Origin of the sequence: Caloramator mitchellensis, assembly GCF_001440545.1 — a bacterium.
In the GTDB taxonomy this organism is placed as follows: Bacteria; Bacillota; Clostridia; order Clostridiales; family Caloramatoraceae; genus Caloramator; species Caloramator mitchellensis.
In genome coordinates, this window is sequence record NZ_LKHP01000006.1 from 111,501 (window position 1) to 134,694 (window position 23,194).

At 34.2% G+C, this 23,194-nt stretch carries 22 protein-coding genes; 2 read left to right on the forward strand and 20 right to left on the reverse strand.

Features of this window, described 5'->3' with window-relative positions:
- Positions 1-53: 53 nt before the first annotated feature.
- From orr to ABG79_RS06895, 13 genes are all read right to left on the reverse strand, one after another.
- Entirely contained in the window at positions 54-1,112 is a 1,059-nt protein-coding gene (gene orr, locus ABG79_RS06835; protein WP_057978481.1) for an ornithine racemase Orr, read from the reverse strand.
- Position 1,113: 1 nt separating this feature from the next.
- Positions 1,114-2,472 carry a GlmL-related ornithine degradation protein gene (locus tag ABG79_RS06840; RefSeq protein WP_057978483.1) on the reverse strand — a complete coding sequence of 453 codons (1,359 nt, stop codon included), beginning with the start codon at positions 2,470-2,472 and terminating at the stop codon, positions 1,114-1,116.
- Position 2,473: 1 nt separating this feature from the next.
- Positions 2,474-4,666 (reverse strand): D-ornithine 4,5-aminomutase subunit OraE, encoded by a 2,193-nt coding sequence (gene oraE / locus ABG79_RS06845; protein WP_057978485.1) that lies wholly within the window; start codon positions 4,664-4,666, stop codon positions 2,474-2,476.
- Positions 4,659-5,036, reverse strand: coding sequence for an ornithine aminomutase subunit alpha (locus tag ABG79_RS06850; RefSeq protein WP_057978487.1), 378 nt, complete (start codon positions 5,034-5,036; stop codon positions 4,659-4,661). The genes oraE and ABG79_RS06850 overlap by 8 nt, the downstream gene beginning before the upstream one ends.
- 287 nt (positions 5,037-5,323) lie before the next feature.
- Positions 5,324-6,751 carry a 2-amino-4-oxopentanoate thiolase subunit OrtB gene (gene ortB / locus ABG79_RS06855; RefSeq protein WP_200956803.1) on the reverse strand — a complete coding sequence of 476 codons (1,428 nt, stop codon included), beginning with the start codon at positions 6,749-6,751 and terminating at the stop codon, positions 5,324-5,326.
- Positions 6,738-7,046, reverse strand: coding sequence for a 2-amino-4-oxopentanoate thiolase subunit OrtA (gene ortA / locus ABG79_RS06860; protein WP_057978526.1), 309 nt, complete (start codon positions 7,044-7,046; stop codon positions 6,738-6,740). The genes ortB and ortA overlap by 14 nt, the downstream gene beginning before the upstream one ends.
- A 7-nt stretch (positions 7,047-7,053) precedes the next feature.
- Positions 7,054-8,094 (reverse strand): 2,4-diaminopentanoate dehydrogenase, encoded by a 1,041-nt coding sequence (gene ord / locus ABG79_RS06865; protein WP_057978489.1) that lies wholly within the window; start codon positions 8,092-8,094, stop codon positions 7,054-7,056.
- Between the two features lie 274 nt (positions 8,095-8,368).
- A complete protein-coding gene (locus ABG79_RS06870; protein ID WP_057978491.1) occupies positions 8,369-9,748 on the reverse strand; it encodes a sigma-54 interaction domain-containing protein in 1,380 nt (459 codons plus the stop codon).
- Positions 9,748-10,995 (reverse strand): competence/damage-inducible protein A, encoded by a 1,248-nt coding sequence (locus tag ABG79_RS06875; RefSeq protein ID WP_057978493.1) that lies wholly within the window; start codon positions 10,993-10,995, stop codon positions 9,748-9,750. Before ABG79_RS06875 ends, ABG79_RS06870 begins: the two co-directional genes overlap by 1 nt.
- Before the next feature lies 1 nt (position 10,996).
- A complete protein-coding gene (locus ABG79_RS06880; RefSeq protein ID WP_057978495.1) occupies positions 10,997-11,218 on the reverse strand; it encodes a (2Fe-2S)-binding protein in 222 nt (73 codons plus the stop codon).
- 111 nt (positions 11,219-11,329) lie between these two features.
- The gene (locus ABG79_RS06885) at positions 11,330-11,833 is read right to left on the reverse strand and encodes a hypothetical protein (protein WP_057978497.1); all 504 of its coding nucleotides are present in this window, start codon (positions 11,831-11,833) and stop codon (positions 11,330-11,332) included.
- An 82-nt stretch (positions 11,834-11,915) separates the two neighbouring features.
- Positions 11,916-13,178 (reverse strand): MFS transporter, encoded by a 1,263-nt coding sequence (locus ABG79_RS06890; protein WP_057978499.1) that lies wholly within the window; start codon positions 13,176-13,178, stop codon positions 11,916-11,918.
- An 11-nt stretch (positions 13,179-13,189) separates the two neighbouring features.
- Positions 13,190-14,419, reverse strand: coding sequence for an alkaline phosphatase family protein (locus tag ABG79_RS06895; protein ID WP_057978501.1), 1,230 nt, complete (start codon positions 14,417-14,419; stop codon positions 13,190-13,192).
- 140 nt (positions 14,420-14,559) lie between these two features.
- Here ABG79_RS06895 and ABG79_RS06900 point away from each other — a divergent pair, with 140 nt between their 5' ends.
- Both ABG79_RS06900 and ABG79_RS06905 read left to right on the forward strand, forming a co-directional pair.
- Positions 14,560-15,099: a hypothetical protein gene (locus ABG79_RS06900; RefSeq protein ID WP_200956804.1), complete on the forward strand. Its 540-nt coding sequence runs from the start codon at positions 14,560-14,562 to the stop codon at positions 15,097-15,099.
- A gap of 22 nt (positions 15,100-15,121) precedes the next feature.
- Positions 15,122-15,817 carry a PHP domain-containing protein gene (locus ABG79_RS06905; protein ID WP_057978503.1) on the forward strand — a complete coding sequence of 232 codons (696 nt, stop codon included), beginning with the start codon at positions 15,122-15,124 and terminating at the stop codon, positions 15,815-15,817.
- An 83-nt stretch (positions 15,818-15,900) separates the two neighbouring features.
- Here the strand turns inward: ABG79_RS06905 and ABG79_RS06910 are convergent, their stop codons facing one another.
- From ABG79_RS06910 to ABG79_RS06940, 7 genes are all read right to left on the reverse strand, one after another.
- Positions 15,901-17,970 (reverse strand): beta-propeller domain-containing protein, encoded by a 2,070-nt coding sequence (locus ABG79_RS06910; RefSeq protein ID WP_057978505.1) that lies wholly within the window; start codon positions 17,968-17,970, stop codon positions 15,901-15,903.
- Complete coding sequence (locus ABG79_RS06915; protein ID WP_083490365.1) at positions 17,967-18,494, reverse strand: sigma-70 family RNA polymerase sigma factor; 528 nt, start codon at positions 18,492-18,494, stop codon at positions 17,967-17,969. The genes ABG79_RS06910 and ABG79_RS06915 overlap by 4 nt, the downstream gene beginning before the upstream one ends.
- 188 nt (positions 18,495-18,682) lie before the next feature.
- A complete protein-coding gene (locus tag ABG79_RS06920) occupies positions 18,683-19,855 on the reverse strand; it encodes a peptidase C69 family protein (RefSeq protein WP_057978508.1) in 1,173 nt (390 codons plus the stop codon).
- A gap of 237 nt (positions 19,856-20,092) precedes the next feature.
- Complete coding sequence (locus ABG79_RS06925) at positions 20,093-20,467, reverse strand: PBECR3 domain-containing polyvalent protein (protein ID WP_057978510.1); 375 nt, start codon at positions 20,465-20,467, stop codon at positions 20,093-20,095.
- 105 nt (positions 20,468-20,572) lie between these two features.
- Positions 20,573-21,805: a serine hydroxymethyltransferase gene (locus tag ABG79_RS06930; protein WP_057978512.1), complete on the reverse strand. Its 1,233-nt coding sequence runs from the start codon at positions 21,803-21,805 to the stop codon at positions 20,573-20,575.
- A gap of 187 nt (positions 21,806-21,992) precedes the next feature.
- Entirely contained in the window at positions 21,993-22,850 is an 858-nt protein-coding gene (locus tag ABG79_RS06935) for a GNAT family N-acetyltransferase (protein ID WP_057978513.1), read from the reverse strand.
- A gap of 20 nt (positions 22,851-22,870) precedes the next feature.
- Entirely contained in the window at positions 22,871-23,143 is a 273-nt protein-coding gene (locus ABG79_RS06940) for a metal-sensitive transcriptional regulator (RefSeq protein ID WP_057978533.1), read from the reverse strand.
- Positions 23,144-23,194: the final 51 nt, after the last annotated feature.

Below are 23,194 nucleotides of genomic sequence, written 5' to 3' on the forward strand. Positions count from 1 at the left end.
AAAAGCGTATAATATATTGCACAATTTTTTTGCGACAGCCTCTTAAACTTCAATCAAACGAATATTTTCTTAACATATTCAGAAGTCATTGCCCTTAGAAGTGCTCCATATTCCATGTAAAACTCAACAACATCTCCTACTTTATACTCTTTTTCACAATTAGTTAAATCGAGTATAGTATGGTCACTGCTTGCACCTACAATGGAAATATTTTTATCAACAGGAATCAATCCATTCGGGTCAATATCCTGCCTTCCCATAGCAAGTATAGCCCTTTTCATAATTCCCTTATCTTCAAAATATGGTTTTTGTCCAAAAGCATCCATACCTATGTTTCCAATAGGAACAGAAGGCTTTTCCTTTAGCTCAATTATTTCGGCCTTTAAAACAAATATATCCTTATGGAGTCCTTCAACCATATTTCCATAGGCTGTTTCTCTTCCTAAAACAAGAGCCTCTCCGAATCTTAAATTGTTTATCCCCTTTGGAAGTCTACCTTCAAGAAGCAGATATAAACTGCTGGAATTTCCCCCTGAAATAATCTCTAAATCCAGACTATATCTTTCCTTCATCTTCAGCGCTATTTCAACTAGCTGCCCTAAATTGTTTTCATCAGGAATTACACCGCCATAGCAGGTTAAGTTGACTCCAAATCCTACAATCTTAATCCCCTGAATTTTTATAGCTTCACTGACAAAATGGTCTACATCAGAAGGCCAGATACCTTCCCTTAAATCCCCTAAATCGACCATAAGAATTACTTTATGAGTTTTGCCTTTTTTTAAAGCTGCCTGTCCTAATAGTTTTATAGTTTCCAACTCAGAGTTTTGGCTGTAATCTGCGTATTCAACAACTTCATCTGCTTGGCTCTGCATTGGAATCCTTAGAAGAACCTTTTTAACTTTTATATCTTTTATTTTTTTTAAATTTTCTATTCTAGAATCTGCTATATACTCTGCTCCTCCCTCAACTTGAACCTTTACAAGCTCAGGAATTGCACAGTATACCTTTGATACCGCCATAATTTTAATTCCGGATTTTTGGGACAAATCAGCTAAAAACTTTGTATTATCCCTTAGTTTGTTTAAATCAATCTCAACTCTTGGATACATATTAAGCACCTTCCAAGCCCAAACTTTGTTTTAATAAGTTTAACGCCGCTTCCCTGTGTTTTTTAGATAAAACCCCAAGTGAAGCCATAATATAATGATTATCTATAAGAACCTTAACGCCCTTTTTAGGATAAAGAAACATATCACCGGTATTATCATAGGGTATGCTGGATAAAATTTCAACCCGTTTAGGCAGCCTTGTCAAGGCTCCACCAGTCCCTATAATATACTTTACATTTGTTAAGTCCTTTCCCTCTGCTATCGTCTTTTTGCCTGATGGGCCAAATAGGTGTCTTAATCCTCCTGCATGCCTTCTTACTGCAGTTAAGACAGCCTCCTTAGTCAGCCTTTCAACAAATTCCTTTTCTCTATCAGTTACAGGAATAGGCTTTCTATTTTCTATAAGTTCTTCCGCATCAGGGAATTCCTTTTTTAGCTCATCAAGTCCAATCCTTTCAACTATATGAGGAAGATTAACGTAAACCCCTAAATCTCCCTCAACAGTTCTTTTAGCAACAGGTTCTGGACTTACCATAATCCTTTGTATCTCATCGCTGCCTTCTGTTACCGAATGAACGTCGGTGGTTGCTCCCCCTACATCTAAAACCATCAAATCCCCTAAATCTTCCTTAAGAAGAATCGCGCTTTCCATAACAGCTCCTGGCGTTGGAATAATTGTTTCATTTACCATGTTCCTGACTTTAGTCATGCCAGGTGCTTTAGTAATATGCTCTTCAAATACCTTCTGTATAACCCTTCTTGTGGGTTCTACATTTAACATATCTATTCTTGGATATACATTTTCAACAATATAAAGAGGCTGTCCTGCTTCTTCAAAAATAAGTTTTACCTCTTCGTGGTTTTCGATATTCCCTGCGTAAATCACAGGAACATTAAGCTTCAAATTTGCAATCAATTCTGCATTGTAAAGGGCTGTCTCCCTTTCACCGTAATCGACCCCTCCAGCAACAAGGATGATGTTTGGTCTTATCTCCTTTATCTTTTGAAGGTCAGTTCTTCTTAACTTTCCTGCAGTCACCATTTTAATAATAGCACCGGCCCCAAGGGCGGCTTCCTTTGCCGCCCTTACAGTCATATCATAAACAAGGCCGTGCACTGTCATCCTAAGGCCTCCCGCAGCACTTGAGGTTGCAAAAAACTCATCGTATTCTATAAAGTCAACTCCCAAATTTTTTGCAAGCGAATCAAGGGCCATGTTAAGCCCAATAGTAACATCTCCCTCAAGAACCGTAGTTGGTCCCTGACCTTGACCTAAAAATCTTACTTCATCCTTTATATTGAAGGCGTTTAAAACGGTTGTTGTGCTGCCTATTTCGGCAATCAAACAATCGATTTTCATATCATTCCTTCTCCAATTCCCATCTTCTCTTTACAAGGAATGTTGCAACATGGTGTCCCTTAGTTCCTCTTCCAAATCCTGCATCCATTCCTGCTTCCCTTGCAATTTCATCAGTTATTTGAGTTCCACCTGAGCAAAGTATAATTCTGTCTCTTATACCCTTTTCAATGCAGAGCTCATGTAACTTTTTCATATTCTTAATATGAATATCGTTATGCGTTATTATTGTGCTTGCTAAAATTGCATCTGCGTTCAATTCTATTGCTGCGTCAACTAATTTTTCAACCGGAACAGATGTTCCAAGGTAGTGGCATTCAATACCATACTTTTCAATTCCACCGTGTTTAATGTCAATTACTTCTCTTAATCCAACTGAGTGTTCATCTTCACCTACAGTTGCTGCAACAACCTTCATTCCCTTTCTTTCGATATCCTTTCTTATTATATCGTCATCAAGAACCTCAGGTTTCTTTGGAATTACAAGCTTAGTTGTATCCACTGTAAATGGAACTCTTCCTTTTATTTCAACAACTGTTCCTTCTGATGGATGTGCTGATTGCTTATGAATAACAACAACGTCTTCAAGTCCCATCTTCTTACCTATTTCCAATGCAGCAGCTTCAGCTACGCTTTCATCAACAGGAAGGAATATAGTTGTTGCAACAATTCCATCGCCGGCCCATTCAACTTCAGGCTTAATTTCGTTAGTCTTTCTATATTTTTCCGTTTCAGCAAGTCTGTTTAGAACATTATCTTCTTCGTCGAGCTCGTCGATGAAAACAATTTTTTCTGGTTTATGGAATGTGCAGCCATCTATAAGGTCACATGGCTTTTCAATTCCCTCTGGCAAGTTGTTATATCCAAAGTGTTCGCAAACTGGAGCCATGTAATCCTTATCTCTTTCAAATACTGTTCCAACGCCAATTCCACCGTCTATTTGTCTTGCAATGCCGTCTCCATTTCTTTCTGGATACATACCAGAATCAACAAAGAAGCCCATCTCAACAGCCTTGAAGTATCCTCCAACCTCAAGTATTTCTTCCATGAACAGAACCGCTCTTTCCTTTAATTCTCTAACCTTTTCAGGCAAGTATCCATCCTTTTTAAGTTCAACTAATTCTAATAGTCCATCCATTCCAACAAGAGCCTGCTTTGCTGTGTTTATAGCTTGAATATTATAGTAATGCCATGGAACGTTTCTTCCTTCGTCTGGAGTTATTGTTGATTGAATGTCTGCTCTTGTCAATCTTGAAATCAATAGATTTAAAACATGAGTTACAGTTGCTTCTCTTGTATCGCTTTCCATATACTTTGTATTCATTTGAGCTCTCATCTTATAGTCCTTGAATAATTGTCTAAGAGCTACTGCATATGGAAGATCTATTCTTAAACATGGTGTAGGCGGTGCTGTAGGTGGAACTGTTGAAAGTGCTATATTTTGTGGCTTCATCCCAACAGCCTTTGAATAAGCACAGTTTAAAGCATGCTGAACCATAAGTTCTGGCATAACCTTCCAAGCCTTCATAGCAGTTGCATTAGCATTATGCGCACCGTCTATTTGAACCATATCTGCAAATGCCATTATTTTCTTAGCAACAGCTGCATCAACGAAGGATCTAACCATGTTTATATTTCTATATAGAACATTGTATTGCGGATCCTGGTGTGCACCGTTTACTCCTTCCTCTGCAAACATAACAGCTATATCTGGTCCTGCAACTCCTGAAACATATGAATGGAAGTTTATTGGTCTACCTACTTCCTCTTCTATTAAATCAAGAGCCTTTCTTGTTGCTCTAACCTGTTTTCTTGATATTGGAACCCCGCCTATACCTTCTGGTGTTCCTTCAATAAGTCCATCGTAGTGGCTCTGTCCAGCAGTTCTAATAACCATTATATGGTCTGCACCATGCCATGCAGCCATTCTCATTCTTCTTATGTCATCCTCAAAACGTCCAGATGCAATTTCAGTAGTTATAATACAATCTGGCTGAGGGTCGATATAACCAAAACTCTTTGATGCAGGTAATGGAATGCTCTGCTTTAAAGGCTTTGAAGCTTGATGATATTCAAATTCGCCATATACTTGTTTACCCTGTTCTTCTCTCCAATGCCAGCCTCTTCTTTTTGGTCTGTAACTTTCAAGGTCCTTTAATAATTCTTCTATATCAAGTTTTATATTCTTATCAAGCATTTGCAGCACCTCCCTCGAATAGTCCTGGAACTTCTTCCCATGCTTTTCCTTCAACTAATAAAAGTCCAGCTTCTCTTACAGGAATGTTTCTCTTCTTTGCCAATCTGAACACAACATTACCTGCTCCCTTTCCAAGAAGCCCTAAATTCATAACTCCTTCTACAATTGCCTTTGCTTCAATGCTTGAGAATCCCATTCTTAACAATACTGATCTTTCAACAGCTGGAGTTGTATGTGTCTTTGCAAGTTCAACAAGAGGTTTTACAATCTCCTCTGCGAGCTGCCAAAATCTCTGCTCTAATTCTTCATCTGACAAATTTCTAAGATGTTGTCTTCTTACTTCAAAATCATCTGGTCTTTTAGTTGCCATGTTACCCCTCCATTATTTTTATTTTTCCCAGTCCCCATGATATGATTTTTGAGGCTTCACTCATTGCGCCAAGAAACTCTAAGCTTTTCTTTGTTTTCAAAAGACCTACCCTCGCGAGACTTCATCCTTGAAGTCCGCTCGGCTCTGCTCGTCCTGAGCAGAATTACGGTCTTTTGAAAAGTCGAAAAGCAAGAGTTACTAAGGCTCATGAGAGGCGCCTCTTTAAAATCATATCATGGAACCGATTAAACTCCTTAAAGCTACTTGATTAAATAAAATTTAGTCGGTTAATTAATTTTAACCCCAAATTCCTCAAGTGCAGCCTTTACAAAATTTAAATCAGTCTTTGTATCAGCTGCTAAGAATTCTGCATCTTCATTAGTAATTACATCAACTTTAGTGTTTTCAATGCAGTTTTTAATGTATGACCTTCTTAGTTTGTTAAGGTCAACTTCCCTTGCCTTGATTAGTGCTGGATTTTCAGGAAGAATTATGCACTGTCCTGCAACTTCTTCGTCTGGATTTCCAAACTTTATTTCTATTCCGTTGCTTCTTGCAAAGCTCAATTGTGATAAATGATGCTTACCTACACCTGTATATTCAGTTTCCTGAACTACAATTACCTGGTCTTCATCCATTTCCATCGAGAGGGCAAAAGCTGCTGTAAGAGAAGTATTTCCTGCAGGTCCTCTTTCCATTCCTTCAAGCTGCGCAAGGGCCTCTGTTATATAGAATACTTCACCCTGCTTTACAAGGAAGTATTTATCTAGATACCTTAATGGTCTTGCAGCACTCCTTGGAACATCCGACCTATCAGGCCATGTTGCAAATGGTATACCAAATCCAGTATGGCCGGTTGTAAAGGATTTTCTGTTAAAGTCCTTATCCGATGCCATATGAAGTCCTGATAAATCTACGCTGGCACCATATATTTTAGTATCAAGTGCTCCCGCCTTTAAAAGCCCTCTTGCAGTTCCTGTCACATTTCCACCGCCTGCATGAGTTGCTATTACAACATCAGGGTCCCTGCCTATTTTTTCTCTGCACTGCATAGCTATTTCATAACCCAGCGTTTCAACTCCAGCAATTCCAAATGGTGAATAAAGCGAAGCATTGAAATAACCAGTTTCCTCAAGAACCCTTAGGAACATGTAGAAAAGTTCTGGTCCAACAGAAAGCTGAATAACTTCAGAACCTAAACATTCACACTTTCTCTGTTTTTCAAGTATCTCAGGTTGTCCCACTTTTCTTGAGTCGTAGCACTCCTGAACTATTATTGACTTTAAGTTTCTCATTGCAGCCTGTGATGCTACTGCAGCACCGTAATTTCCACTTGTAGCTGCTACAACGCCCTTATATCCATGTTTTTCTGCATGGTATACGGATATCGATGCTCTTCTATCCTTAAAACTTCCGGATGGATTACATGATTCATCCTTAACAAATATCCTGGCACCATTTCCCTTAGGAGCTAGTTTTCGTGCAAGCTTTGTAAGATTTTTTAATTCTATAAGCGGAGTATTCCCAACTCCAACGCTTGTTTGTATGCTTTGTATCTCCTGTAGGGAATATCCGGTTTCTCTCATCATCCTTTCATAGTCGAAGGATATCCTGCCCTTTTCAAAAACAGAATAATCAAGCCCCACTGCCTTTTTCATTATTTCATTTCTTCTTGACATGACAGCCTGATAGCTCATATCCTTACTCACGGCCATCACCTTCCTTCAATATGTTCCTTAGCTTAATACCAATTTGTAATACTTCAGGAACAAACTCTCCAAATCCATAGGTATATGTTGGGTTAACTTCAACCAGCTCACCCTTAACCACCCTACCTGTTAGGGTAGTAATTTCAACAATATCACCAATTTCAGCATCATGGTTTAAAAATCCCTTAACCCACATTTCAACCGGAACTTTTTTTGTATCTTCAGGAATATTTGCAGTTCTTTCATGAGGCTTTAAAACTTCCTCATGAATTTGAACCCAATCACCCTTTTTTGCCTTCATCATATTATCACCTTTTTATATATTTTCTTATATCAGCCATTAATGCATGTGGAAGTGGCATATCAATCATTGATTTTAATCCTGGTTCTGAATTTATTACATGAGGAATCATGTTAACAGCAACTGCCATTGTTCCAATTCCACCAGGAGTTTCTGGCTTAATTGAAAGATTTAGATTTGGGTCTCCTTCTATCCATATATAGTCTCCAGTATCAACGCCTTCAAGGTGTGGATGAATTTGTTGCGGATGTTCCAAAGTAATAACAACTTCCCCATTCTTCTTTCCGTATGCAATATGTTTGCATCCTGCAACCATTCCTGGTTCAACCTTTACATGAGGTGTTTCTCTGTATACACTTGAAATGATTGGTTCTCTTGTTTCAACAACTTCATCTATTTCAAGTCCAAGTGCATCTGCAATCATTGGGAGTGATTGCTGGAATCCAATGTGTCCAACAATTGTTCCTTCCTTAATTCCCTTTTCGAATTCCTCTGGTGTTGTTCCAACGCCTTGAGTTCTCATAACTGTTGGTCCAAATGGTGAAAGGTCATTAATTCTTGCTGCCTTTACCTTCTTTACACTTCTGCATGCTGCTGATAGAACTATTATCAATGTATCTAGAACAAATCCTGGATTTACACCAGTTCCTAAAATAGTAACACCATTTTCCTTTGCAATCTTGTCCATTTCCTTTGCAAGTTCTGGTTCAACAGTATGTGGATATGACATTTCTTCTGCTATTGTTATCACGTTCATTTTATGCTCTGCAGCCATCTTTATTTGTGGGAATACATTCTTTACAAATGAATCAGTTGCAATTATGCAAACATCCGCCTTAACTGAATCTAATACTGCCTTTGCATCAGTTGAAGTTAAAACTCCTAACTTTTTGTTGATTCCTAAGTAATCTCCTAAATCCATATTTGCCTTTTCTGGCATTCCAATTATTGCACCTACAATTTCAATTCCTTCCTTTTCGAGAATCATCTTTGCCATTCCGCTTCCCATGGCACCGATTCCCCACATAACAACTTTTACTTTTTCCATAGTGAATACCCCCTTAAAAAATTTCTATTTAATCTAATTAGCAAAATTCATGCCAACTTTTATTAGCAGAAAACAAAAAAATTATTAATAATTTGCTAAAAAACTCGAAATTTACTGAATATTTATTCAACATCAAATAAATATTTAAATTATAAAATTTAGTGCAAAAAATTTTGCTATTGTCAAAAAATATACAATTCAACAACTTCACGCCTTACAAAATTTAAAATGCCAGGTGAAAATATTTTTGCACCTGGCTGCCAATTTTTCAGCATTATATATTTATGTTATATTTTTTCATTTTATGTTGAAGAGTCTGCCTTTTTATTTTTAGAATTTCTGCTGCCTTAGTTATATTGTAATCTGAATTTTCAAGAGCATTAATTATCATCTTCTTTTCTATTCCCTCTAGATATTCATCAAGCCCTATATTAGGCAAAGCAACATTTCCAGCAAACCGTCTTTTAAACAGATTTTCCTGAACCTGTGAAGCAAAATGCTCTGCTTTGATTATATTTTCATTAACTATGTTCATAGCCCCTTCTATATAATTCTTAAGCTCCCTCACATTACCCGGCCAATCATAGGACATAAATGCATCATATACTTCCTTTGAAACATCAATTACATTTTTATTAAGACTTAAATTATATTTATTTATAAAATGGTTTACAAAAAGTGGTATATCCTCTTTTCTTTCTCTTAATGGCGGAATTGTAAGGTTTATTACGCTTAACCTGTAGTATAAGTCCTTTCTGAAATTTCCATTAACTATTGCTGTGTAGGGGTCTTCATTTGTTGTCGCTATTATTCGAACATCTATATGAATATCCTTAACTCCGCCGATTCTTCTAACATAGCTTTCCTGAAGAACCCTTAATAGTTTTGCCTGAAGGCTTGTAGGCATAGAGTTTATTTCGTCTAAAAGAAGAGTTCCTCCATTTGCCTGTTCAAATAACCCTGGTCTATCTACAGCACCAGTAAAACCACCCTTAACAGTTCCAAATAATATACCCTCAAGAAGAGATTCCGGCAGAGCTGCGCAGTTTACTGCTATAAAGGGCTTATTCTTCCTTTGACTTTCATTGTGAATGCTCCTTGCAAACACTTCCTTACCAGTTCCAGTTTCTCCATAAATCAAAACCGTTGATGAGGAATTTGATGCTTTTTTTGCATATTCTATAGCTTTAATAAACTTAGGGCTATATCCAATTATATTTCTAAAATTCAATCCATCATCATTCTTTTCAATCTTTTCCTCATTCTTAGAAAGTTTAATTATCTTATCATATAGCTCCTTAACCTTTGTAAAATCCTTTGAAATCTCAACAGCACCAACTATTTCATCGTTTATTATAATAGGAAGAGTAGTATTAACAGAAGTTATATGATACCCCTTTTTATTTAGATAGGTCTGGTATCTGTCTTCTATTGCCTCACCTGTTTTCAGTGCATGAATAAGAGTGCTCGAAGTTTCATTTAAGCTTGGAAATATCTCAAGCAGGTTTTTACCTATAACTTCATTTTCATTCATACCCTCAAGATTTGCCATTGCCTTGTTATAAATTACTGTGTTTCCGCTTTTGTCTATAACGTGAATTCCTTCTTCTGAATATTTTAGAATGATTTCTAATAGTTCCTTGTAAAAGTTCATCATTCCCTCTCCAATCCCTTTAGTTCATTTATAAGCCAATGAAGCGCATTCACAGTTGATAGCGTTCTAATCCTATGTCTATCTCCCGAGAGTCTTAATTCCTTCCACTTAGTTATTCCGTTGTAATATAAACCTAAATACACAAGCCCAACAGGTTTTTCTGCTGTTCCACCTGCAGGGCCTGCAATCCCTGTAGTTGAAATTCCTATATCAGCACCTGAAGATAAAGCAACACCCTTTGCCATCTCCATAGCACATTCTTTACTAACGGCTCCATAATTTTTTAAAGTTTCTTCACTTACATTTAGCCTATTTACCTTTGATTCATTGCTATAGGTTACAACTCCTTCTACCAAAGAAGCTGAAATTCCAGGAAAGTTAACTAACCTTGATGTTATCATCCCTCCTGTGCAAGATTCCGCTATAGAAAGTTTTAATCCCTTTTCAATTAAAAGTTTACCCACAACGTCTTCAAGGCTTGTATTCCCTTCCCCATATACAAAACCTTTAAGCCTGTTTTTTATTTCATTCTTTACAGGTGACAATAATTTTTCTGCTTCTTTTTCATCCTTTGCCCTTGCCGTAATTCTTAATGTAACTTCTCCTTCTTTTACATAAGGAGCAATTGTAGGATTTGTTTGATTTTCTATTAGATCAATTATCCTATCTTCAACAAAGCTCTCTCCAATTCCACAGATTCTTATTACACTTGAAAAAAGTTTATCCTCACAAAGAGGCTCCAATAGAGGAACTACTTGATTTTCAAACATTGGAACCATTTCCCTCGGAGGTCCCGGCATCATAATCAATATTTTACCACTGTTATCTTCATAGAACATCCCTGGTGCTGTTCCAAAGTCATTTACAAGTGCTAATCCACCTTCAATAATAAATGCCTGTTTTTTATTAGATTCTGTTAACTTCAGATTCCTTTTGGCAAAATAAGCTTCTATTTTATTAAGAGAATTTTGGTCTAAAACTAATCTTTTATCAAAAAATTTGGCAGCAACTTCCTTTGATAAGTCATCTTTAGTAGGGCCAAGTCCTCCAGTTGTTATAACCATATCGCTTCTTGAATAAGCAATTTCAAACGCCTTTTTAAGCCTTTCTTCATTATCGCCTACTACAGTCTGATAATATACAAATATTCCAAGCTCCTTTAACCTATTAGCTATATATTGGGCATTAGTATTTATAATATCCCCCATCAAAAGCTCTGTTCCAATTGAAATAATCTCGCAAATCATATTACCACTCCCCATTGTTATGCTGCTCTAACAATTCGAGTATCTTGGGAGTGCACCTTTTTCCACCGCATCCTCCTGAACCTGCTCCTGTTTTTCTTTGAACCTTTTCAAGAGTATCAGCACCTTCTAAAATCGCCTTCTTTATACTAGACCTTGGAATTCCTTTGCATAGGCATACCTTGGTTAATTTATCCATAATATCAGCATTAAGCTTTTCGTCCATAAGTATCACCTCTCGAGTTATTTTGATATTATTATACCACAAATAAAACGAACAACGTATTATATAACTTGATCCAGACAACATTAAAAATCCCCAGAATTCTGGGGATTTTTAATTTCTTATAGAGTCTGCCATTATAAAATTTGCCTTATCAACAAGAGTAATAATCTGTTTTTGCATACTTAAAGTTTTTAATATTCCTTTTGTTTTAACATCTGATGATAGATTAATAATTTGTTCATTAATACTATAAATTTCATTTAATGTATTATTATTTTTAGGAGATACATAAAGTTGCCTAGAATAATTCAGCAAATTTCTAATGTAATCAATATATTTTTTATTTTGCTTTCTAAATAAAAGATTAGTTAATGAAAGATTAATTAATATTTCTTGATTTGAAATCTCAAACTGTTCTGCTATCCTTATCGAAGAGAGAATATCATCTTCATCGTTGCTTTTTAAAAAATCGTAAAGTCCTTTATTATATTCCGTTAAAATTGCATTTAGATTATTGTTAATGTAATATGAAATTTGAAATGTAATTCTTAAATCAAACATAACAATGATAATTAGAATAATAAAAAATATTATTAATCTACTTCTTTTTAGCATTATTACTCCTCCAAGTACATGCTTTTATGCAAATAAAACTTTAACATTATTTCATTAATCATAAAATCAGCTCCATTTTTATTCATATATTCAAGGAGCTATCCTCAGTTCTATTTACAGGAACCTTTACAAGCATAAATCCTCCAATTATAAATAGAACTATTATGCTAAAAACTCCATTGTTTGTCTTCCCTGTTAACTGGGCTACAATTCCTACTAAGAAAGGCCCCATAATAGCCGCAAACTTTCCGAAAATATTATAAAAACCAAAGAATTCGTTAGAGTTTTCCTTTGGAACTAACTTACCAAAATATGAGCGGCTAAGGGCTTGTATTCCGCCCTGTGAAGTTCCAACAAGCATTGCAAGTATCCAAAAATCTAAAGCAGTTTTTATAAAATATGCATAAATGCAAATTATAACATAAACTCCAATTGCAACAAACAACATAAATTTACCAGTATATTTTTCTGCAAGCTTACCATAAAGTATTGCAAAGGGGAAAGCAACAAACTGAGTTGCAAGCAGTATTATAAGAAGGCTTGTTGAGCTTATGCCAAGATCCGAACCATAGGCTGTAGCCATTTTAATTATTGTATCTACTCCATCGATATAGAAAAAGTAGGCAATAAGAAAAACAAATATTGTTTTATGCTTTTTAATCTCTTTAAATGTCTTATAAATCCTTCTAAAGCTTGAAACAACAGGATTTTTTTCTATCTCAACAAAATGAATTTGTTTAACATTTTTAAGCATTGGAATTGTAAAAACTCCCCACCAAACAGCTGTTATAATAAATGAAATTCTTGATGCTGTCTCAACATTCAAAGGTATTTTATTAAATTGTGCAAGTATTATTATTGCAATGCAGATTATAAATGGTATTGTGCTTCCTATATATCCAAGTGCATATCCCATAGTCGATACCCTGTCCATTCTGTCCTCGTCAGTTACATCAACTAAAAAGGCATCGTAAAATATGTTTGCTCCTGAAAATCCTATTAAAGTTATAAAATATATGACAAGAAGAGCCAGCCAAGCATCCTTTGGAACTGCCAATAGGGCAGTTGACAAAACTCCCATCATAAAAAAGAATCTGAAAAATCTTTTCTTATATCCCCTATAATCTGCAATAGTTCCTAATATAGGTGCTAAAATTGCAAGAAGCAATGTTCCAAGTGAATTTGCATAGCCCCAGTAGGCAGTTGATATGTTCTTCTCTATACCAGCATTATCGGTAATCATCTTAAAATATAAAGGTAAAATAGTAGATGTTACAGTCATAGAATAAGCAGAATTCGCCCAGTCGTAAAGCACCCAACTCTTTTCAGTCTTATTAAGCTTCATATTAAATCCCCCTATCCTTGTAATTTTATCCCAAGTATAGACTCAAAAACTTTGCTAAAATCAGTTATCTTCTTGATATTTTTCATATCAAATTCATTATTGCTTAAGGCAAAAAACGTTTTATGTTTATAGGGAAGCTGTCCATGAACAGCTTTATAGTTCGATTGCGTAATCAAGTCTCCAAAGTTCTTACTTGAAAAACTGTATTTATCCCCTGCTTCGAGCATTAAAAAGGCTCCACTGTCAAACCCCAACGTTTTAGAATCTTCTTTTGTAAATACTCTTTCAATGGCTCCACTATTATATCTGCTAAACTCATCAATAACTTTTAGCACACTATCTTTTAATCGTTGATTTTCCTCTTTTAAATAAACATAAGCCGAACCATCGCAGGATTTTAAATAGGCATCATAATCTATTATCCTTCCTCTATTATCCTGCTTTATCAATCCCCGTTCTGAAAAAAGTTTATTTAGTCTTATTTCCTTATCTACATCTAAACTACCGTGGTCTCCAAGAATGCACAATACAGTGTCCTTTGATATGCCTGCATCCTCGATTGCCTGTCTTATCTTTGAAAGTCTAATATCATGCCTTTTCAATGCCTCCAAAGCCTCTTTAGACTTTGCTCCAAATTTATGCTTTTGAGTATCCGCATCTGTAAAATGGATTAGCATCAAATTGGGTTTATATTTTTTAATAGTATACAATGAACATTCAAGAACAAAGTTGTCTAAATCAGGTTGGTTAAAAGAATTGAAAAGATGTCCAAAACGTCTTACAAGGTCTATTTGATAAAACAAGCTTCCAGAAGATAATGAAATAGTGATTTGATTTTGCCATGGACGATTTGCAAAAATTTCAGGCATATGGTATTTTATGTCTGCTTTAGCTGTAACCGGCCAAAGTAGTGCTGCAGTTACAAGCCCCTTTCTTCTTGCTGCATCATAAATTGTATCCGATTTTACATATTTTCTATACCAATACCAGTCTGGTCTTCTTCTATTCGGTTGTATCAATGTATTGTTAACAACTCCATGCTCATTAGGAAGTTTTCCTGTCATCATACTGACATGAACTGGATAAGTAAGAGTTGGATAAACAGACTCTACATCAAAGGTATTATTAGACCCCTTCAAAAACTCACTGAAATTTGGTAAAGTGATTAAATAATCATAATCATCTTTACAAACCGCATCAAATGAAATTATTATCAGATTTTTAAACCTTGTCCCCCCCATAACAACACCCCTATGCTTGTTCTTAATAATATTTTACTATATTTTTCAATTAATAACCAGGTGAAAGTATTATAAATAAAAATTTCACCTCACAATTTATTTTTATTATACATATATTAATATGAATAAAGCTTTCAAGGGTGATTTCTATAAAATACTTTGAAGGTATAAATATTAATAATCTACAATTAATTGGTCAGGGAACTCAAGGTAAAGTTTACAAAATTAATTCAGATATGTGCATAAAAATTTTTAAGAATAAAGAATCATGTAATGATGAAGTTAAATCCCTGATTATAGCACAAAAAGATCCTCACTTTCCAAGGTTATATTCATACGGTGATAATTTTATTATACGTGAATTTATCAATGGGACAGAACTAGATAAATATTTGACTTGTAATCCCCTTAGTATTAATATCTCCATAATGATTATAGAAATATATGAAGCAATGAAATATGTTGGTTTTAAAAGATTAGATAGTGCATTATTTCATATAATATTGACTCCCTCTGGAAAATCAAAAGTTATTGATACAGCAAAATCGCTAAAAAAAAGAACTGTATTTCCCTATTTAATTTTGTCGGGTTTATCTGATTTAGGGTATAAAGAACAGTTTCTAGATGATGTTAAAAAAATTAAACCAGCCTTGTATGAAATATGGAGGAAATATTTATAGAATCAATTTTTAGGGGTTTATTATGTTAAATAAAGGCGATTTTCATGTTCATTCTAATGCTTCTGACGGTAAGTATAGCCCTACTGAAATAATTATTTTATCTAAAATAAATGGATTAGATGTAATTGCAATTGCTGATCATAATACGACATCAGGGATATCAGAAGCAATAGAAGCAGGTAAAAAATACGATGTCTCAGTAATTCCAGCTGTTGAACTTTCAACTAGATTTAATAATGAAAGCGTTCATCTATTAGGTTACTTTAAAAATAATATGTATCAGGATGACACATTTAAAGAAATATTACATCTCATTAAATTGCATAGATATAAAAAAGCAAAAAAAATATTAGAAAACTTTATAAACATAGAAATTAAAGAAGGAGCATTATCTGTTCTTGAAGGAATAAATTTATTAAAATCATTTGGTGCATCAGTTGTTTTAGCTCATCCTATGAGAATTTCAAATAATAACATTAATCAAATACTTAAATTACCCTTTGACGGTATTGAAGCTAAATACTCAAACACTAACTTAAGAACAACATTTTATTTTATAACTCTTGCATTGACAAGATTCTCATTTTATACGGCAGGTTCGGATTTTCATTCGGTTAAAAGTAAAAATTCAAAACACAGCTTCATTGGAACAGTTTATCTTAACAATAGTGAAATTGAGATATTTCTAAATAAATCTGGAGCAATGATTCTTAAATAAACAGTTTTATCACTTCTAAAATAACCTAAATATATTTTAGGGACAGCCTTATTAATAGAGCTGTCCCCTTAATCATTATTAAATTATATCTTTTCCCTTTGAACCGTGCTCATATCATCCAAATTCATTACGCTTATTCCCACATTAGAAACAACATACATATAATTTTCAATAAACACTGCCCTGTAACCGTAGTCCATAAAATAATAGTCTCCATTTTCATTTTTCTCAACAAGGTCTGCGTGTGATATCTTACCTAAAAGTTTTATCCCATTTTCTTGTATCCTTAAAAGTGCTAATCCTCTAAAGGAAGGCATATATGAATCATCATCCCTTGTTTCAAACAAGTCAAAGGCATAAAGATTGTATTTGTCATAAACTGTTAAAGCCTTATGGTTATAAAGTGATTCTGAGTAGGTTCCTTTTCCCCCTATTTCTAATTTTGCCTTTTCCTTTGGATTTTCCATATCTGATATATCAAACAGAGCTATCTTCATTCCCTTATTAACAACTCTTTCGCCTAAATTCCCTGTATCCATCCCAAATCCTATCAAGTTTTTATCATCTAATGGATGAAGGTAGGTGCTGTATCCCGGTATCTTTAAAAGACCTAATATCTTTGGTTGTCTTGGATTCTTAAGGTCAATCACAAATAATGGGTCGACCTGTTTGAATGTTACCATATAAAGTTTATCACCAACAAATCTTGTTGAATAGATTCTCTCCTCAGGTGCTATATCCTTAATGCTTCCTGTAATGTTCATATTCTTATCGAATATATATAAACTGTTTGTTGTATGCATAATTTTTTCAGAATACGTATCTTCTGTAGTTGCAACTCTAAAATAACCGTCATATTCATCCATTGAAAATTGATTTATTATAAACCCATCTGCTGCAGCATGTGCTACATATTCAACTTCATCCTTTAAATTGAACTTATAAATTATAGTCTTATTTTTATAATAAGCTACTGCTGCGTCATTGCCGTTTTGTGAATCGGCCTTTATTTCCTCTCCTCTTAAGGATGTCAGATATAAACTATCCTTTGACATATACATATTGTCAAAATTTCCAAGTATAGCCTGAGTGTTTAATTTTAGCTCATCAAGATTAATTTGAGCAATTACAGTAAAATTTGAATCAACATTATTCTTGTTATACATTATATTTTCCGGCTTAATTTCTGATTTATATGAATTATCTCCATGTTCAATATAGAATGGCAGAATATCTCCCTGCTTTTCCTGCTTATAGAAGTAAAAGTCAGTCCATTTATTCGTTACCATATAAAGCTTACTTCCATTTACTCTGCTTGACATTAAACCTCCTGAAACTTCAAACTGCTTTACAGTCTTAAACGCCTCTAGGTCTGATATATCTATAATTGAAACTAGTGTTGTATCTATACCATATCTGTAGGGCAATATCCCTATCTTAGCATCCTTTGTTAAAGGTTGAATCTCTTGACCACCGGTTGATTGATTTATTGGCTTAAATCTATTTACCGAAGACATAACAACAAGGTATTTTTTATCTTCCTTTTCGTAAATAAACATTTCTCTTACATAAATTTCCCTCTGGTAGTCTTTATTGTATTCCGCAACCTCTTTTCCATTTAAAAACTCCTTTGGGTTAAACCTTTTAACTAATTCAGCCCTGCCATTTGCCTTAAAAATCAAAAGCTCGTTTTTGTATTGATTAATAGAATATATATACTTTCCATCTGTTTTTATAATATCCGCCTCATCTACCCCTTCAACCTGGACGTTTGTTTTAGAATGGCTATTTGAATCAGCTGCGGTCTTTGCCATTTCAGCGCCTAAATATAAATCCCTTGTTCCTGGTCCATTATTTTTATATACTTTGTCAAGCATGCTTACAAGCTGCTCTTTACTTTTTAATCTCTCCATAGAATAGTCATTTGAATTTCCAACCGTCTTAGATTTATTTATCATTATCGAAGTTGTGCTGACGGTTACTGCTAAAACAAGAGCAAATGCAACTGCTGCCTTAGATGAAAGAATCTTCCATATACTCATCATACTTGCTCCCCTCCCCTTACATCTTTCTATTGTTTTATGTTTTAACTCAGAAGTGACCTTTATGCTATCTAAACTGCTTAAATTTATTTTTTCCCTATCTTCATTCATATGCTGCGACCTCCTTCTTCTAAAAATTGCTTAAGGTCCTCCCTTGCACGCATGAGCCTGCTTCTTACTGCCGATTCTGTAACACCTGTTATCTTTGCTATTTCACTGCTGCTATATCCAAAATAATAATAAAGCAAAATCACTTCCCTTAATTTAGAAGATAATTTTAGCACCGATTTCATTATCTCCTGTTTCTCAATATTTTCTATAACACTTCTTTCAGTATTTGAGCTAGCTTCATTTTCTTCGTTAAATTCAAACGAAACAATTCTTTTTATCCATGCACTTTTCAAATAATCCTTACACGTATTTATAGCAATCTGGATAATCCATGTTTTTTCATTGGATTCTCCCCTGAAGCTGTCTAATTTATTATAAACCTTGATAAATACTTCCTGAAACAAATCCTGTGCCGCTGAATAATCCTTTGTATAGACATAGCACACTCTCAAAACATCATCCCCGTATTTATCAATCAAACTTTCTATCCTGCTTGCTCGAGCATCTTTTTGCTGATCAGCCACTTCTAACCCTCCCTTCACCTATTAGACGAGATTATTAAATATATCGTTGCACTTTTTCAAATTCTATCATAACTAATATTTCGAGAACCAAGATAATCGTTAATATACTAGTTATTTAAAGAGCCCCATGCAATGATTTTCAAAAGGCATCTTTGAAATCATTCATGGGGCTAAAAAACAAACACCTTTTATCTCCAGGCAAAATTCATTATTTCCTTCTTGTCTTCATCTGTCTTTGCTTCAGATGCTTTACTAATTAGCATCTTTTCAAATTCATCAATCTTTTCTAAGTATTTCTTTTTATCTTTCTTTCCATCTTCAACTTCTTTTATTATTTCTCTTTGTATCTTCCAGTAATCAACGGCCTTATTTAAATCATGCTCATAAATAAATACATCGCTATCTACAAACCAAAGTGGTTTATATGACGAAAGACATGGAAGCGACGTTCCTGTCGCCCATATATTTATTTGTCCTTCCTTCAATTCTACAATCATACTGCCTGTTGTTTCGCTTGAAATAATACTTTTTTGGTGCATACATACATTTCTCATAGAGCCGTTGAAGGGATTACAGCCGTCCTTTTCATGATGTCTTAAGATGTTCATAAAATCAATAACTGTTAGCTCTCCTTTTTTCTCTTTTAAAAGGGATCTGGTTCTGTTTCTTCTAAAATCACCCATAGCAACTTTTGCAATTATTTTATTTTCATATCTAGCCTTAAAATCAAAATTTTTACGGTTAAGAATTTTTGTGTAAACAAAACCTTCTTCTAAAACATCACTGCTTAGCATATCATAATCATCGGTGATGCTTATTGTGTTAGATATGCTGTCATAGTCTTCAATTTTCTTCAACGCCCAAACCTTCCCCGCAGTTTCTAACTTGTATGCACTTTTAAAGTCTGCCACTATAAAACTATTATGATACCTTAAATTCTTTGTATATCCGCATTTGCCGCCTTGACCATAAGTTTTAATACAGTAAATTATATGCTCTACTGCCTCAAGCGATGATTTGCTCCTCTCAAGTGCAAGCCTTAGAATGTCCATCCCCAAAAGAGCAGGAGGTCCTTGCTTTTCTTTAGTAAAAACTGCTTCATTCCCTATCACTACTCCAAACTCATTAACCCCCATTTCAGCACCATACATCCACGAAGGCTTAAACAATATGCAATCATATGTTTCTTCTGTCTGAGGGATTTCAATATAGGTGCATTTAACCTTTTCACCCTTTTCATGTTTTTTCCTTGGGACTCTGATTATAACGTGCGGCTCGTCCTTTTCTCTGTCGCTGTTTTTTCCGAAAATCACTGAACCATTCTTAGTAGAATTTTTCAAAGCAACTAAAGTATCACACATAAAACCACCCCAACATTTATAATTAAAAATTATTTGCAAATTTAACATTATTAAACTTAATGCCACAGCAAACTAGCTGTGGCACTTGATCCGGAATATAGGTAGGTGGTAATCTACATCTCCAACCGCAAGTATGCGTGGCGGCGGCTACCTGTTCCGCCCTCTATATTCCTTTATTTATTCTATGCTTTCTAACTTTATTATATATTAATAATTTTATAATTTCAATATAATAATTTAATCATAATATTTAAATGCTCCTTTTGATTTGTATTTTTCGACCTTATCTAAACTCATAACAAATAACGTTCTAACATATAATATTCCCTTTCCTGAAGCTCTAACTGCAACTAATACGTGATCATTATTTTCATTAATAAAGACTTTAATAAACTCAATCGAATCTTTTTTGGGATGTTTACACACATATGTGGGAGTATTGATAATTTCTATTATTTTGTCACCATATTTCTGATAATCATTAGGATGCTTTATTTTCATGTGTTCTATGTTTGATTCACCTAATATAATTTCTGTCCCTTCTTTAATATCAATTCCTAACATATCAATTATTTTCTTGTTTAGAAATCCAACAATTTTATGATTACTCATATCCCTAACCCCCACAAATAACTATAACAATCTTAACATAAAATAAATGTAAATACTATGGAAAATTATAGTTTTTAAAAAAAGAGCCAGTTTCCTGGCTCCTTATTACGCATATAATTTAAATTTGCTAACTAATGCCTTAACCCTTTCTCTTGCTGGAGTTAGGTCTGCATCTCTGTTTTCTATTACCCAATTGATAATATCCGCTATTTCAACCATTTCTTCTTTTCCGAAGCCTCTAGTTGTAACAGCTGGTGTTCCTATTCTTATGCCACTTGTTACAAATGGACTCTCTGGGTCAAATGGTATTGTATTCTTATTAACTGTTATTCCTATTTCATCAAGAAGGTGCTCTGCGTCCTTTCCTGTAATTTTTTTGTTTCTTAAATCAACAAGCATAAGGTGATTATCTGTTCCACCAGAAACAAGGTTAAATCCTCTGTCCATTAGAGCATTTGCTAAAGCCTTAGCATTTTCTACAACTCTTTTTTGATATTCCTTAAATTCATCGCTCATGGCTTCCTTAAAGCACACAGCCTTAGCAGCTATAACATGTTCAAGTGGGCCTCCCTGAATTCCTGGGAATATAGTTTTGTCGATAAGCTTTGTATATTGTTCCTTACAAAGTATTGCTCCACCTCTTGGTCCTCTTAAAGTCTTGTGAGTTGTAGTTGTAACAAAATCTGCATATTCAACTGGGTTTGGATGAAGTCCAGCTGCAACTAATCCTGCAATATGTGCCATATCGACCATCATATATGCACCAACTTCATCGCAAATCTCTCTTATCTTCTTGAAGTCAATTATTCTTGGGTAAGCACTTGCACCTGAAACTATCATTTTTGGCTTTTCTTCTATAGCCATCTTTCTTAATTCATCATAATCAATGAATCCATTTTCATTTACTCCGTATGATATAAACTTAAATAATTTACCTGAGAAATTTACTGGACTTCCATGTGTTAAATGACCACCATGGGAAAGATTCATTCCAAGAACCTTGTCTCCTGGCTCTAAAACAGCCATGTATACTGCCATATTTGCCTGTGAACCTGAATGAGGCTGAACGTTAGCATGGTCTGCTCCAAATATTTTCTTTAATCTTTCTCTTGCTAAATCTTCAACAACGTCTACATATTCGCATCCACCGTAGTATCTTTTTCCTGGATAACCTTCAGCGTATTTATTTGTAAGTTGTGAACCCTGTGCTTCCATAACTGCTTTGCTTGTAAAATTTTCTGATGCAATAAGCTCAATCTTGTTTTCTTGTCTTTCCATTTCCTTTAATATGTATTCATATACTTCTGAATCGATTCTTTTAACATGTTCAAGGCTCATTAGAACACATCCTTTCAAAAATTTTTGCAATTTTCTAATTTCATTATAAATTTTTAATCGACATTAATCAAGAAAAAATTGCATTTTATATGTATTATTGAAAATATTTATTCATTAGAATTAAGGTAAAATCAAACCTCATTCTATGGTTTTCATTTATATTTTAACCAAGAATGAGGCTAAGCAATCATACTATTAAATACATTTCATATTGTGAAATCTTATCTCGTGTAAAACCTTTTTTCTTAACAAAATTCTCTAACAAACAATTATTAGGGAAACTAAAAAATATTTTTGATAAATTCAGTTCATTAACAGCAGCCTTTAGCATAGATGACGCAATACCATTGTTTCTATTTTCTTTTTCAACCCAAATATAACTAACTTTACCATAATTATTAATACACAAAACTCCAATCAATTTGTTTTCTTTTCCAAAATATGTCCCATAAAACATATTATTACTGGATTTTTTTATGTAATCAATATCGTTTTGCCAATTTACATGGACACCTTTAATTTGTCTATAAAAAACTTCAAATTCATCAAAACTAATTCTTTTTACTAATGATTCATAGGTATTGTTATAATCTTTAATTTTTGTTATATCCTCTAATTTAAAATAAGAAATATCATATATCTTTTCATATCCATGCTTTTTATAAAAATTTATCGCCCTGTCATTTCCAACAATAACTTCTAAAAAAAGTTGTTTACATCCGTTTAATAAACCTTGTTCTTTATGAAGGTTAAATAGTTTTTGACTTATACCCTTGCCTCTATACTCGGGATGAACTGCTAATGCACCACATCTTAGCGTTTTTATACCATCGAATTCCTTTATTCCGCCTAATATAACTCCAACCGGTTTTTTATCATCTAAAGCAACATAAGTAAGTTCTAAGCTATTTCCTTCTGGACCAAAAAATCTACTTATAAAATCCTCTTTTGATATACTGAACTTAATAATATAGTCTGAAAAACCAGCACAAAAGGCTTTAAAAGTATCATCTAAATCAGCATCTAAGCCATTAACATATTCCATAAATAAATTCCCCCAAGAGCTTACTTCATAAACTTTAAGATAACATCAATCAATTCACTTATTTCCTTTTCATTGTCCATTTCCTGTGAAGCTGCCTTTGCGATACAGGATTTTGAGTAATTTTCTAGTATAAGCCCTCCAACTTTATTAATGGCTGCCCTGACTGCTGCAATTTGAATTAAAATGTCTGAACAGTTTTGGTCGGATTCCACCATCTTTTGAATTCCTTTAACCTGGCCCTCTATCCTTCTTAACCTCTTAATTATGTCGTCCTTTGAACAACATTGAACCATCATTACCCCACCTTACCTATAGTTTGTAAATTGAAGCTCTATTCCGTAGTC

What these genes read in the sequence shown, in the direction of transcription:
- orr (WP_057978481.1), bottom strand. Translation starts at nt 1,112, where the DNA reads ATGTATCCAAGAGTTGAGATTGATTTAAACAAACTAAGGGATAATACA.
- ABG79_RS06840 (WP_057978483.1), bottom strand. Translation starts at nt 2,472, where the DNA reads ATGAAAATCGATTGTTTGATTGCCGAAATAGGCAGCACAACAACCGTT.
- oraE (WP_057978485.1), bottom strand. Translation starts at nt 4,666, where the DNA reads ATGCTTGATAAGAATATAAAACTTGATATAGAAGAATTATTAAAGGAC.
- ABG79_RS06850 (WP_057978487.1), bottom strand. Translation starts at nt 5,036, where the DNA reads ATGGCAACTAAAAGACCAGATGATTTTGAAGTAAGAAGACAACATCTT.
- ortB (WP_200956803.1), bottom strand. Translation starts at nt 6,751, where the DNA reads ATGGCCGTGAGTAAGGATATGAGCTATCAGGCTGTCATGTCAAGAAGA.
- ortA (WP_057978526.1), bottom strand. Translation starts at nt 7,046, where the DNA reads ATGAAGGCAAAAAAGGGTGATTGGGTTCAAATTCATGAGGAAGTTTTA.
- ord (WP_057978489.1), bottom strand. Translation starts at nt 8,094, where the DNA reads ATGGAAAAAGTAAAAGTTGTTATGTGGGGAATCGGTGCCATGGGAAGC.
- ABG79_RS06870 (WP_057978491.1), bottom strand. Translation starts at nt 9,748, where the DNA reads ATGAACTTTTACAAGGAACTATTAGAAATCATTCTAAAATATTCAGAA.
- ABG79_RS06875 (WP_057978493.1), bottom strand. Translation starts at nt 10,995, where the DNA reads ATGATTTGCGAGATTATTTCAATTGGAACAGAGCTTTTGATGGGGGAT.
- ABG79_RS06880 (WP_057978495.1), bottom strand. Translation starts at nt 11,218, where the DNA reads ATGGACGAAAAGCTTAATGCTGATATTATGGATAAATTAACCAAGGTA.
- ABG79_RS06885 (WP_057978497.1), bottom strand. Translation starts at nt 11,833, where the DNA reads ATGCTAAAAAGAAGTAGATTAATAATATTTTTTATTATTCTAATTATC.
- ABG79_RS06890 (WP_057978499.1), bottom strand. Translation starts at nt 13,178, where the DNA reads ATGAAGCTTAATAAGACTGAAAAGAGTTGGGTGCTTTACGACTGGGCG.
- ABG79_RS06895 (WP_057978501.1), bottom strand. Translation starts at nt 14,419, where the DNA reads ATGGGGGGGACAAGGTTTAAAAATCTGATAATAATTTCATTTGATGCG.
- ABG79_RS06905 (WP_057978503.1), top strand. Translation starts at nt 15,122, where the DNA reads ATGTTAAATAAAGGCGATTTTCATGTTCATTCTAATGCTTCTGACGGT.
- ABG79_RS06910 (WP_057978505.1), bottom strand. Translation starts at nt 17,970, where the DNA reads ATGAATGAAGATAGGGAAAAAATAAATTTAAGCAGTTTAGATAGCATA.
- ABG79_RS06920 (WP_057978508.1), bottom strand. Translation starts at nt 19,855, where the DNA reads ATGTGTGATACTTTAGTTGCTTTGAAAAATTCTACTAAGAATGGTTCA.
- ABG79_RS06925 (WP_057978510.1), bottom strand. Translation starts at nt 20,467, where the DNA reads ATGAGTAATCATAAAATTGTTGGATTTCTAAACAAGAAAATAATTGAT.
- ABG79_RS06930 (WP_057978512.1), bottom strand. Translation starts at nt 21,805, where the DNA reads ATGAGCCTTGAACATGTTAAAAGAATCGATTCAGAAGTATATGAATAC.
- ABG79_RS06935 (WP_057978513.1), bottom strand. Translation starts at nt 22,850, where the DNA reads ATGGAATATGTTAATGGCTTAGATGCTGATTTAGATGATACTTTTAAA.
- ABG79_RS06940 (WP_057978533.1), bottom strand. Translation starts at nt 23,143, where the DNA reads ATGGTTCAATGTTGTTCAAAGGACGACATAATTAAGAGGTTAAGAAGG.